The sequence below is a fragment of the Virgibacillus necropolis genome, assembly GCF_044793635.1.
In the GTDB taxonomy this organism is placed as follows: domain Bacteria; phylum Bacillota; class Bacilli; order Bacillales; family Amphibacillaceae; genus Virgibacillus_F; species Virgibacillus_F necropolis_A.
In genome coordinates this window covers 411688-425155 of record NZ_CP084992.1, presented here as the reverse complement: position 1 = coordinate 425155, position 13468 = coordinate 411688, and the positions used below count along the sequence as shown (strand labels likewise).

Annotated in this window: 12 protein-coding genes; all 12 read left to right on the top strand. The window is 39.2% G+C overall.

Annotated features, from left to right (window positions below):
* The first annotated feature begins 14 nt into the window (after positions 1-14).
* Positions 15-839 (top strand): methylmalonyl-CoA epimerase, encoded by an 825-nt coding sequence (gene mce, locus LG329_RS02160; protein WP_404452949.1) that lies wholly within the window; start codon positions 15-17, stop codon positions 837-839.
* Positions 839-2386 carry an acyl-CoA carboxylase subunit beta gene (locus tag LG329_RS02155; protein ID WP_404452948.1) on the top strand — a complete coding sequence of 516 codons (1548 nt, stop codon included), beginning with the start codon at positions 839-841 and terminating at the stop codon, positions 2384-2386. Before mce ends, LG329_RS02155 begins: the two co-directional genes overlap by 1 nt.
* A gap of 385 nt (positions 2387-2771) precedes the next feature.
* Complete coding sequence (locus LG329_RS02150) at positions 2772-3896, top strand: M20/M25/M40 family metallo-hydrolase (RefSeq protein WP_404452947.1); 1125 nt, start codon at positions 2772-2774, stop codon at positions 3894-3896.
* Between the two features lie 100 nt (positions 3897-3996).
* Positions 3997-5244 carry a DNA polymerase IV gene (locus LG329_RS02145; RefSeq protein ID WP_404452946.1) on the top strand — a complete coding sequence of 416 codons (1248 nt, stop codon included), beginning with the start codon at positions 3997-3999 and terminating at the stop codon, positions 5242-5244.
* Between the two features lie 111 nt (positions 5245-5355).
* A complete protein-coding gene (locus LG329_RS02140; RefSeq protein WP_404452945.1) occupies positions 5356-6564 on the top strand; it encodes an acyl-CoA dehydrogenase family protein in 1209 nt (402 codons plus the stop codon).
* A 14-nt stretch (positions 6565-6578) separates the two neighbouring features.
* Positions 6579-7352 (top strand): SDR family oxidoreductase, encoded by a 774-nt coding sequence (locus LG329_RS02135; RefSeq protein WP_404452944.1) that lies wholly within the window; start codon positions 6579-6581, stop codon positions 7350-7352.
* Between the two features lie 44 nt (positions 7353-7396).
* The gene (locus tag LG329_RS02130) at positions 7397-7960 is read left to right on the top strand and encodes a TetR/AcrR family transcriptional regulator (protein WP_404452943.1); all 564 of its coding nucleotides are present in this window, start codon (positions 7397-7399) and stop codon (positions 7958-7960) included.
* A gap of 50 nt (positions 7961-8010) precedes the next feature.
* Entirely contained in the window at positions 8011-9081 is a 1071-nt protein-coding gene (locus tag LG329_RS02125; RefSeq protein ID WP_404452942.1) for a phosphotransferase family protein, read from the top strand.
* Between the two features lie 34 nt (positions 9082-9115).
* Complete coding sequence (locus LG329_RS02120; RefSeq protein WP_404452941.1) at positions 9116-10090, top strand: zinc-binding alcohol dehydrogenase family protein; 975 nt, start codon at positions 9116-9118, stop codon at positions 10088-10090.
* Positions 10091-10173: 83 nt separating this feature from the next.
* Positions 10174-11778: a long-chain fatty acid--CoA ligase gene (locus LG329_RS02115; RefSeq protein ID WP_404456372.1), complete on the top strand. Its 1605-nt coding sequence runs from the start codon at positions 10174-10176 to the stop codon at positions 11776-11778.
* 30 nt (positions 11779-11808) lie between these two features.
* The gene (locus LG329_RS02110) at positions 11809-12675 is read left to right on the top strand and encodes a 3-hydroxyacyl-CoA dehydrogenase family protein (protein WP_404452940.1); all 867 of its coding nucleotides are present in this window, start codon (positions 11809-11811) and stop codon (positions 12673-12675) included.
* Positions 12676-12688: 13 nt separating this feature from the next.
* Positions 12689-13468 carry an enoyl-CoA hydratase/isomerase family protein gene (locus tag LG329_RS02105; RefSeq protein ID WP_404452939.1) on the top strand — a complete coding sequence of 260 codons (780 nt, stop codon included), beginning with the start codon at positions 12689-12691 and terminating at the stop codon, positions 13466-13468.

Genomic DNA, 13468 nt, shown 5'->3' with positions numbered 1-13468 from the left:
GGGGAGAGAGACAGATGAGTAAAATTCGAGTATTAATTGCAAAACCGGGATTAGACGGACATGATCGGGGAGCTTTAGTAATTGCACAGGCACTGCGTGATCATGGTATGGAAGTTATTTATACTGGGTTACGTCAAACCCCTGTACAAATTGCCCAAGCAGCAGTACAAGAAGATGTTGATGTAATTGGACTTTCCTCCTTATCTGGTGCGCATCGTTCATTGTTTCCTAAAGTAATTGAAGAGTTGAAAAAACGCAATGCGACCGATATTCCAGTTGTTGGAGGCGGTGTAATTCCAAGCGAGGATATTCCGTTTTTAATTGAAGAAGGAGTAAACCAAATTTTCACAAGTGGTTCTTCTACCGATGTATTAGCCAATTACATTAAGCAGTTAGTTAACCCTAACCAATCGACCTTTAGTAAGCCTTCTAAAATTGCCCATATTGGTATAGCTGTAAAGTCTATTGATCAAGCCATTCCTTTTTATTCCAACATTTTGGGACTAGAACTTGAAGGAGTAGAAACAGTTGAATCTGAAGGTGTAAAAGTAGCTTTTCTAAAAATTGGTGAAACACGTTTTGAGCTGTTAGAAGCTGTATCGGCAACTTCGGCAATACAAACATTTATTGATAAAAAAGGTGAAGGAATTCATCACATTGCATTAGTAGTGGATAATATAAATGCAAGACTGGAGCAATATAAATCAGATGGTGTAAAACTGATTCATGAGCAAGCAAAGCCTGGTGCACATAATAGCGAAATAGCCTTCATTCACCCGAAAGCAACAAATGGAGTATTATTTGAACTGTGTCAACCAGCAGAGGGAAGTGAAAAATAATGGATATTTTTGATAAAATTAATGAACTTTATGATAAAAGAAGACAGGTTGAACTTGGTGGTGGCGACGAACGGATAGAGAAACAACATGCAAAAGGTAAAAAAACAGCTCGCGAGCGAATCGATTATCTTTTGGATAGTGGTTCATTTGTTGAACTGAACCCATTTATGGAACATCGCGAAACTGATTTTGGAATGGACACCTCAAATGCAAAAGGGGAAGGCGTTGTCACTGGCTACGGTAAAGTAAATGGGAAACCAGTTTATTTGTTTGCACAGGACTTCACCGTGTATGGTGGTGCGCTTGGTGAAATGCATGGTAAAAAAATTGCTGCGGTGATGGATCTTGCCGCAAAAAATGGTGTGCCATTCATTGGTTTGAATGATTCAGGTGGTGCAAGAATTCAGGGAGGTGTATCGTCACTTGATGGGTATGGACAAGTTTTTTACCGTAACTCAATCTATTCAGGGGTGATACCACAAATTTCTGTAATACTTGGACCAAGTGCAGGGGGAGCTGTATATTCACCGGCAATTACTGATTTTGTCATCATGGTGGAAAAAACGTCTCAAATGTTCATAACTGGTCCTAAGGTAATTGAAACAGTAACAGGGGAAAAGATTTCTTCTGAAGGATTAGGCGGAGCAGATGTACATAACTCAAAGAGTGGGAATGCACATATTAAAGCTTCAAGTGAAGAGGAAGCATTAGATGCAGTTCGTGATTTATTGACATATTTACCTGCAAACAATCAGGAAAAGCCAACGCTTAACCAAATTGATGATCAAGATAATGCGTGTCAGGATTTAACAGATATTGTACCATTTGATTCAACCCGTCCATATGATGTCAAACGGGTAATTGAACAAGTTGTCGACACGGATAGTTTTTTTGAAATTCATAAAGATTTTGCAAAAAATATAGTTGTTGGGTTTGCGCAAATAAATGGTCAAACAGTTGGCCTTGTTTGTAATCAACCTAAATATTTAGCTGGTGGTCTTGATATTGATTCAAGTGATAAAGCAGCCCGATTTATCCGTTTCTGCGATTCATTTAATATCTCGTTGATTACATTTGAGGATGTAACTGGATTTTTCCCTGGAGTTAAACAAGAACACGGTGGAATTATTCGTCATGGTGCGAAGATTTTATATGCCTACTCAGAAGCAACAGTGCCTAAAATTACGGTTATCACCCGTAAAGCATTTGGTGGAGCGTATGTGGCCTTAAATAGTAAATCTATTGGGGCAGACTTGGTCTTTGCATGGCCAAACGCGGAAATTGCGGTTATGGGTCCTGAAGGTGCAGCGAACATTATTTTTGCAAAAGAAATTGCTGAAAGTGAAAATCCTGAAGCGACAAGACAGCAAAAAATTGATACGTACCGCGAGAAGTTTGCTAATCCATATGTAGCAGCTGGACTAGGCATGATTGATGATGTAATTGATCCAAGAGAAACGCGCGTTAAATTAATTCAAGCACTTGAAATGTTATACAACAAACAAGAAGATCGTCCAAAGAAAAAACACGGAAATATCCCACTGTAAAGAGAAAAGCGAAGGCGACTGGTCAACGACGTACAAATAACGTAAGTGAAGTTCGACTAAGAGCGCCACGTCCTGTGGCAACGTCGAACTACCCTACATCCTGTAGGGCATGTGAAAGTACGGTGAACTTTCCGTACATTCATCAGGACAATCTATTTGCTAGTCGTTAGGAGCCGCAGCTAGAAAGAGAAAAGCGAAGCGGGCTTGCTCAGCGGTGAATGCGTAAGCAAGGGACCGTAGAGCACACGAACTTGGTGCTCGGAGAGTCAATTGCTTACGTCACGAACCGCTAGCCCGCGTAGCTAGACAAGAGAAAAGCGAAGGCGACTGGTCAGAAGCGGACGCATATGGATATGGAAAAATATATGTACAACAGGAGGTACCAATGATTAAAGTAAATAACGAACGTTTAGTTGATGAATTTTTAGAATTAGTTCAAATTGATTCCGAAACAAAGCATGAAGCTGAAATTGCAGAAGTGTTAAAAAAGAAATTTACGGATCTAGGTTTAGAGGTCATTGAAGATGAAAGTAAAGAAGTAACTGGACATGGCGCAGGAAACCTGATTTGTACATTAAAGGGTACAAAAGCAGATGTTGATCCGATTTACTTTACATCTCATATGGACACAGTTGTGCCAGGTAATGGAATTAAGCCTTCTATAAAAGATGGGTATATTGTTTCTGATGGATCAACTATTTTGGGTGCAGATGACAAAGCTGGTCTAGCAGCCATATTCGAAATGATTCGTACTGTAATAGAAAATGAAATAGACCATGGTGATATTCAATTTATTATTACTGCTGGGGAAGAGTCAGGACTCGTAGGCGCCAAGGCACTTGATGCTTCCTTATTAAAAGCAAAATATGGCTATGCTATTGATAGTAACGGTGAAGTTGGTGATATTATCGTTGCGGCACCAACACAAGCAAAAATCTTTACGAAAATGATTGGCAAAACAGCACATGCTGGTGTTGCTCCAGAACAAGGAGTATCCGCTATTACGTTAGCTGCCAAGGCTATATCCAAAATGCCACTTGGACGTCTTGATGATGAGACAACAGCTAATATTGGTCGATTTGAAGGCGGAAAACAAACAAACATTGTATGTGACTATGTAGAAATTCTTGCAGAAGCAAGATCACTTGTTCCGGAAAAAATGGAAAAACAAGTTGAAAAAATGAAGCAAGCATTTGAATCTACTGCAGAAGAATACGGTGGTACAGCTGAAATTGATGTGCAAATTATGTATCCTGGCTTTAAGCAAGAAGCTGGTGATCAGGTAGTAGAAGTAGCACGAAATGCAGCAAAGGCTATTGGTCGAGAAAGTAAATTGTTGACCAGTGGTGGTGGTAGTGATGCGAATGTTATTGCTGGCCATGGAATTCCTACTGTTAATCTTGCTGTTGGTTACGAGGATATTCATACAACAAACGAACGAATTGCTGTTGAAGACTTAGTTAAGATAGCTGAATATATTACTGCAATAGTACAAGAAACAACTAAATAATTATGATATTAGCCCCTTATAATAGTTTCCTGTTATAAGGGGTTTTCTATTTGTGATACAATTAATATAGAAACAACAGTTCGAGAAGAGGATGTTTGAGATGTCACAGTGGTATCCGAAAAATGGTCGTGTAATTTTTCATATCGATATGAATTGCTTTTATGCTTCGGTAGAAATGGCTTATGACCCAAAGCTTAAAGAGAAACCATTGGCTATTGCAGGTAACCCAGAAGAACGTAGAGGGATTATTGTAACTAGCAGCTATGAAGCAAGGGCAAAGGGTGTCAAAACCACTATGCCATTATGGGAGGCACGAAAGCTGTGCCCCAACCTTATTGTAATGCGTCCAAATTTTGATCGATATCGAATGGCCTCAAAGGAAATGTTTAAGATGCTAGCGGAAATTACCCCCCATGTTCAACCGGTCTCTATTGATGAGGGCTATATGGATATCTCAGACTGTCAGGATTTAGGAAGTCCAATTAAAATAGCAGAAAATCTACAGAATAAAATTAAAACAGAATTGGATTTACCTTGTAGCATAGGAATTGCCCCGAATAAATTCTTAGCAAAAATGGCTTCAGACATGAAAAAACCAATGGGTATTACAGTTTTACGAAAACGGGATTTACCTCATAAACTTTGGCCATTACCTGTTGAAGAAATGTATGGAATAGGTAAAAAAACCGCTACCAAATTAAATGGTATTGAAATTAAAACAATTGGTGATTTAGCCAATACAGATGTCTATCAATTAAAACAGAAGTTAGGAATAAATGGGGAAAGATTAAAGAATCGAGCAAATGGTGTAGATACAAGACCAGTTGATCCAGATGCTGTTCATGAATTTAAGAGTATAGGAAGCTCACAAACTTTACCAAACGATACGACAAGTGAAGTAGAGATTCGTAATTTGATGCATTCCCTTGCCGATAATGTGGAACGACGATTAAAGCGGAAAAATGCAGCAGGGCGAAGTGTACAATTGACGATTCGGTATCATGATTTAAAAACAATTACCCGCAGTAAAAAGCTGCAGGTTTATATCGAAACGAAAGCAGATATATTACATGTTGCCAATGATTTACTGCAAAAACATTGGAATCTAGAGCCCATTCGACTATTAGGAATTACTGTACAGGATGCGGAAGAAAAAGAGCATATTGCGCACCAATTGGATTTATTTACCTATGAAAAAGAAGCAGAGAAGGAAAAACTATACTCCGTGATAGATGAGTTATCGACAAAGTATGGAAAAAACCCCTTTAAAAAACTAGATAAAGAAAAGGATCAAGAACAGCCAAGAACTAGCTTTCAGAAAGACTTTTTAGATGATTATAAACGTTAGAGGGGTAAATATTGCATTTATCGCTCTATTCTTTTATAATAAAATATAATATTCTGAACATACTATCCGGTTAGTTAGTATATAAGATAGTGTAAGTTGGGGGATGAAAGGATGGATTTTTCTTACTCGCAAAAGGTCGTGAATTTGCAGAAAAGGTTATCTAGCTTTATGGAAGAGTACGTCTATCCAAATGAAAGGGTATATGAGGAACAATTGAATCAGCAAGCAAGTCGATGGGATACAGTACCGCCAATTATGGAAGAAATGAAACAAAAAGCGAGAGCGGAAGGCCTATGGAATTTGTTTTTACCCAAAAGCGAAAATGGAGCAGGTTTGACGAACCAGGAATATGCACCACTTTGTGAAATAATGGGTCGTTCTATGATAGGACCAGAGGTTTTTAATTGTAATGCACCCGATACCGGGAATATGGAAGTATTGGATCGCTATGGTACGGATGAACAGAAACAGAAATGGTTAAAACCACTTCTTGATGGTGAAATTCGATCTTGCTTTTCGATGACAGAACCTGGGGTTGCGTCAAGTGATGCAACAAACATTGAATCTAGTATTATCAAAGACGGAAATGAGTATGTTATCAATGGTCACAAGTGGTGGTCATCCGGTGCAGGTGATCCACGATGCGAAATTGCGATTGTAATGGGGAAAAGTGATGCTACAGCATCAAGACATGAGCAACAGTCGATGATTTTGGTTCCATCACAAACAACTGGTGTAAAGATTGAACGGATGCTTACGGTGTTTGGGTATGATCATGCACCACATGGACACGCAGAAATTACATATGATAACGTTCGCGTTCCCGCAGCTAATATGATATGGGATGCGGGCAAAGGATTCGCGATTGCTCAAGGACGGCTTGGACCGGGAAGAATTCATCATTGTATGCGATTAATTGGTGCAGCTGAGCGAGCACTTGAAGAATTATGTAAGCGCGTTCAAAGCCGAGGTGCATTTGGTAAAAAGTTAGCAGACCAGGGTGTAATTCAACAATGGATTGCAGAATCTCGAATTGATATTGAACAAGCACGTTTATTAACACTAAAAGCTGCTTATATGATGGATACGGTTGGTAATAAGGCAGCTAAAGCTGAAATAGCTATGATAAAAGTCGTTGCGCCACGCATGGCACTCCGCGTGATTGACCGCGCCATACAAGCATTTGGAGGAGCTGGCGTTAGTAACGATTTTACACTTGCCGCACATTGGGCAAATGCACGGACACTACGTCTCGCAGATGGTCCGGATGAGGTACACCTTCAGCAACTAGCAAAACTAGAGCTCAAAAAATTTTTATAAAGGGGAGTTGTAGGATGCACGTATTTGACTTGTTTAAATTAGAGGGCAAAACAGCAATCGTAACAGGAGGAGCACGTGGGCTTGGTGCACAAATTGCTCAAGGATTTGCCGAAGCGGGTGCGAATGTGGTGGTTTGTTCGCGAAAAATAGAAGCTTGTCAGGAAATGAGTGATAAGTTGAAAAGTCTAGGGGTAGATTCATTGGCCTTTAGTTGTGATATTACCAATCAAGAAGCTATTAAAAAAGTAGTCGAAGAAACAACTGCACACTTTGGTTCGATTGATATATTAGTAAATAATAGTGGAGCTACTTGGGGAGCGCCTGTTGTGGATATGCCCTATGAAGCATGGCAAAAAGTTTTAAACGTAAATGTAACTGGAACATTTTTGATGAGTCAGGAAGTCGGCAAAGTAATGATCGAACAAAAAAGTGGAAAAATTATCAATATAGCTTCAGTAGCTGGTTTTGGTGGTACAGACCCCGGTTATATGGATGCGATTGGATATAACACGAGTAAAGGAGCCGTAATGACTTTCACGAAGGATTTAGCGGTTAAATGGGGACAGTATAACATTCATGTGAATGCGATTGCTCCCGGGTTTTTCCCTACAAAAATGTCGCAGGGATTACTACACAAGGGTAAAGATAAAATACTTGAAGGTACACCATTAAATCGACTGGGGAGCGATACAGATTTGATGGGTGCAGCATTATTTTTGGCTTCTAAGGCGTCTGATTATGTAACAGGAGATATTTTAACAGTAGATGGCGGTGCACATGCGTTATAAAAATGATCAAGTAAAAGAAAATGACAAACCAGAGAGGTATTTCTATGAAAGATAAACTAACAAAACAAAGCATTTTACTTTTTGAAAAAAAAGGATTCAGCCAAACGTCCATCCAGGATATTGTAAATGAATTAGATGTGACAAAAGGTACTTTTTATTACTATTTTACCAGTAAAGAACAATTGTTGATGGACATACACCATGATTATATTACAAATCTGTTAGAAAGACAGCAGGCTATTGTGGATGATGGAGACCTAACACAGAAAGAAAAGCTTATGAAAATCATACACTTACTAATCAATGATATTACTGATAAAGGTCCCAGTGCACGTGTTTTTTTTCGAGAGATTAGGCATTTAGCCAATGAAAATATTGAAAACATCAAGCAAAAGCGTAATCAATTTCGATTGAATATCGAAAAAGTTATCGAGGGAGGAAGTAAGCAAAAAGAATTCCGTGAAGGATTGCGAGCTGATATGCTTGCTTTTGGAATCTTAGGCGTCACAAATTGGAGTTATAATTGGTATAAAACAAATGGAGAGGTGTCGCCTGACGAACTGGCTAGAATCTATGCAGATATGATATTAACTGGGATTGCGAAATAATAGTTCACTAGCCACCTTATAAACAATTTTCAAGATAGGAGGGAATACTGATGGGAACTTCGTTTAGTGATACAATCCAAGTTCGAAAAGGTGAGGAACTAAATAATAGCGTATTACTGGATTTTATTCAGAATAATCTCAAGGACGTACCAGGCGGTGGGACTTTAGAAGTGGAACAATTTGGTGCAGGTCATTCAAACCTGACCTATCTACTGCGAATCGGTACATGGGAAGCGGTCCTGAGGCGTCCGCCACTTGGGCCAGTTGCGCCGAAAGCCCATGATATGGAACGGGAGTATAAAATTCTGTCCAGTTTAAACCGGATCTACCCTACAGCCCCAAGACCGTTTATATTTTCCGATAACAAAAACATTGTAGGCAGCCCATTTTTTATTATGGAGCGTAGAAAAGGGATCGTACTTGATACGGACTTTCCAAGTGGCATCACTTACGATAGGAACATAGGTAGAAAAGTTTCAGAAATAATGGTTGATAGGTTAGTAGAGTTGCATGACATTGATTGTACGAAAACACAATTAGCAAAGATAGCAAAACCAGATGGTTTCATGGAGCGTCAAGTAACTGGATGGATTAAGCGTTATGAACATTCAAAAACGGATGAAATTCCAGGTGTGAATCAGTTAATGAGGTGGCTTGAATCTTCTATCCCTGTTTCATTAGACCCAACCATTATTCATTATGATTATAAGTTAAATAATGCAATGTTTTCTGATGATTTTAGTGAGATGACGGGGTTATTTGATTGGGAGATGACAACTGTTGGTGATCCGTTAGCAGATCTTGGTGCAGCACTGAGTTATTGGATTGAATCAGGAGATCCGGAACTATTAAAACAAGGTCTTGGTAAGCCACCTGTTACTGTTAGGGAAGGATTTTTTACCCGGGAAGAATTTCTTGAAGACTATGCAAAAAAGAGCGGTCGAGATGTATCAACTATCCATTTTTATTTAACATTTGCCTACTTTAAACTTGCCGTTATTTGTCAGCAGATTTATTTTCGGTACAAAAAAGGACAAACAAATGATACGAGATTTGCTTATTTTGATAAATTTATAGCAAATCTCATACAACATGCATCGCAAACTGCAAAGCGTGTGTAAGCAGTTAATCAATTGACAGGAGGCGGATGAAAGAATGAAAGCAGTACAAATCAAAGAACACGGTGGGCCAGAAGTGCTAAAGGTTAACGATGTAGAGGTTCCATCAATTGGAGAAAGTGATGTATTAATTGAAGTGAAAGCAGTTGGCGTAAATTATGCTGATACAGCAAGAAGGGAAGGTCAGTATGTAGTACCAACTAATCTACCATTTATACCGGGAGCAGAAATTGCTGGAGTGGTCACTGAGGTGGGTTCAGATGTACAAGGTGTGAAAAAAGGAGCGCGAATTGTCACGTTAATTGAATCAGGTGGGTATGCAGAATATGTTTCTGTGGCAGCAGATGCATTAATTCCAATTCCTGATGGAGTCACTTATGAAAAAGCAGTTGCACTTCCATTACAAGGATTAAGTGCCTATCACATATTAAAAACGATGGGACGTTTGGAAAGAGGAGAGACAGTACTTATCCACGCTGCGGCGGGTGGTGTTGGTTCATTGGCGGTCCAGCTTGCGAAATTATTTGGCGCTGGAAAAGTTATAGCAACCGCTAGTACTTCGGAGAAACTAGCATTTGCTAAAAAAATGGGAGCTGACCATCTTGTTAATTACACAGAAGAAGGCTGGGAGAATGAAATTCGTGAATTAACTAATGGAAAAGGCGTTGATGTAGCTCTTGAAATGGTAGGTGGGGATGTTTTTCACAAAACAATCAAGTGCCTGGCCGCTTTTGGTCGTCTCGTAATATATGGTGCAGCAAGTGGAGAGCAGGCGACATTTTATCCATCGACTTTAATGAAACGCAACCAATCTGTGGTTGGATTTTTTCTGCCGCAAATTATGCGTAAAGCCGATTTATTCCAAACTAGTTTAAAGGAACTTCTATTATACGTTAGTAAAGGGGAGTTAGAACTAACAGTAGGTGGAACATATCCATTATCCGAAGTTGTTCAAGTACACACCTTGTTGCAGGGAAGAAAAACGAAAGGAAAGATTGTGCTAATACCATAGAATCTGTACCCTCATAAATTAATGAATATATTCCAATAATGAAAGCGTTATCATTAAAGGTGTTGATTTAACAAGGAGGAATAATAATGGAAAAAGTATGGTTAAAGCATTACCCAGAGCATATTCAGCATGATTTTGACATACCGGAAGAATCACTGCCCGAAATGTTTAAAAGAACAATTGCTAATTATGGTGAACATAAAGCGCTTCATTTTTATGGGCACGAAATCACTTATAAAGAGCTTGATGTACAAACAGCTGCATTCGTCTCGTCACTGCAGCAAAACAGTTTTACTAAAGGTGATCGTGTTGCACTCATGCTTCCCAATTGTCCTCAATATGTAATTGGTTATTATGGGACTTTACAAGCAGGTGGTATTGTTACGCAGGTCAATCCAATGCTTATAGGTAAGGAACTTGAACACATTTTGAATGATTCTGGGGCAGAAACGATTGTAATTTATGAACCTTTACTACCAGTGTTAAATAAAATTATCGATAGTACTTCAGTAAAACAAGTCATAAAAGTCAATTTGGCCGGCCGTGATACAGAAGATAGCATAGCAATAGGGTTTTCAGATTTTCTTAAACAAGCAACCAAACCTCCCGTGCATGTGGAAATTAATCCATCTGAAGATGTAGCGGTACTGCAGTATACTGGTGGAACTACAGGCAGATCGAAGGGTGCAATGCTTACTCACCGTAATGTACTAGCAAATGTGATGCAGACCTACGAATATTTTAAAGATGAAATTCAACTGGGTAATGACCGCTATCTTACAGTCATCCCACTTTTTCACGTGTTTGGTATGACGTCTTGTATGAATCTTTCTATCTTTACAGGTTCAATGAGCATCATGTTACCGAAATTTGATCTCGAAGAAGTACTGCAGACAATAAAAGATTTGAAACCTACTTCTTTCCCAGGTGTGCCGACGATGTATGTGGCTTTAACAAATCATCCAAAAGCAGAACAATATGGCATTGATAGTATCCGGCTTTGTAATAGTGGAAGTGCACCAATGCCAGGGGAGTTACTCAAGTCTTTTGAAAGAAAAACTGGTGCAAAGATTTTAGAAGGATATGGACTTTCAGAAAGTTCACCAGTTACACATTGTAATCCGATGTTTTCAACTCGAATACCCGGAAGTATTGGGATAGGCATACCTTCAACGGATTATAAAATTGTTGATTTAGAACAGGGCAAAGAGGAGATGCCAACCGGTGAAATTGGAGAAATCGTTATTAAAGGCCCTCAAGTAATGAAAGGATATTGGAATATGCCAGAAGAAACGGAAATTGCCCTGCGTAATGGCTGGCTTTATACCGGTGATATTGCGCATATGGATGAGGATGGATACGTCTTTATAATTGATCGTAAAAAGGATCTCATTTTTGCGAGTGGGTACAATATTTATCCACGTGACGTGGAAGAGGTCATTTACGAACACCCTTCAGTCCAGGAAGCGGTCGTTGTTGGAATTCCTGATGAGTATCGCGGGGAAACAGTTAAAGCTGTGGTGGTTTTAAAGGATGGAATGGAAAGCGATGCAGAAGAGATAACCGAGTACTGTAAAAATAATATGGCAGCGTATAAGGTGCCTCGGATTATTGAATTTAGGGATGAGCTTCCTAAAACAAATGTTGGGAAAATTTTAAGACGGGCGATTAGGGAAGAAGTACAGTAAAATACGTTTCGTTAAGGGAGAGTACATGAAATGGCAATAAAAGAGATACACAAGGTAGCAGTTATTGGATCGGGATCTATGGGTCACCAAATTGCAATGCTTTGCTCACTTGGTGGATTTGAAACGCATATACAGGATCTTGAACAAGACGCACTAAACCAGGCAAAAGAGCAATTGGAAAAGCATATGAACAAATGGATTCAAAAAGAAAAAATTACAGAAATTAAAAAAGACGAAGCTTTTGCTAGGTTGCATATGACGACAAGCCTGGAAGATGCAGTCAGGAATGCTGACTTAGTCATTGAAGCAGTGGTTGAAAAACTGGATGTAAAACGAGAAGTGTTTTCAAAGTTAGATGGGCTTGTACCGGAGCATACGATTTTGGCAACTAACAGTTCAACAATTGTGAATTCAAAGCTCGCAGAATTTACAACAAGGCCTGATAGAGTACTAAATATGCATTTCTTTTACCCTCCACTCGTTATGGATTGTGTTGAAGTGGTAATGAGTGAACAAACGTCAAAAGAAACAGCGCAAACCGCACTGGAATTTTGTGACCGGATAGGTCGAACCGGGGTTCTTTTAGAGAAAGAGATTTACGGTTTTATTGCGAATCGTTTACTGTTTGCGATTTCAAAGGAAGCATTGTATTTATACGAGGAAGGTTATGCAGATTTTAAGGATATTGATTTGATTACTAAAAAAGCGCTAAAGCATCCAATTGGGCCATTTGAATTAATGGATCTCTCAGGAATAGATGTTGGCTATTATGGAAACATGCAGCTTTACCAGGAAACAGGTGATCCAAAAGATAAACCTGCTAAATCAGTCGAAGATAAGGTAAAGGCAGGTAACCTTGGACGTAAAACTGGTAAGGGTTGGTATGATTACACATAAGGGGGAAGGTAGATTGACGGAACTAGTTTCATATAAAAAAGACAACGGTATTGCGGTTATCACGATTGATAATCCGCCATTAAACGTAATGAGTAGGCAGGTACAGGACGAAATTCAAGCTATTATTCGGGATATAAAGCATGATAATGAAGTCGTATGTGTTGTACTCTATACTGCTGGTACGAAGGCATTCATCGCGGGAGCAGACATAAAAGAATTCCCGGCTATGATTGGAAACCCAACTATGCGCACACAAGTTATGGAAATACATGAGATGTTAAATGAATTGGACCATCTACCAAAACCAACAATTGCGGTGCTGGATGGACTAACATTTGGCGGTGGCTGTGAACTAGCCTTAACATTTGATATTAGGATTGCAGAAGAACACGCAACTCTCGGATTTCCAGAAGTGAAGTTAGGTTTGTTCCCAGGTGGTGGCGGTACTCAAAGACTTCCAAGACTAGTTGGAGAAGCGAAAGCGAAGGAATTAATGTATACAGGCGAAGCTATTAGTGCTGATACTGCTGAAAAAATAGGACTAGTAAATCAGGTTGTTCCGACTGGACAGGGTATGGAAAAGGCAATGGTACTAGCTGATCAAATTGCAACTAAATCGCTGCAAGCTTTATCCCGTATTAAACAAGCGGTCGATGAGGGTTTAGACTTAAATCTAGCAGATGGTATTGAAAGAGAAGCTACACTTTTTAGCGAAGTATTTCAAACCGAAGATGTAAAAGAAGGTGTAGAAGCATTCATTGGGAAAAGAAAGGCGAATTTTAAACATAAATAA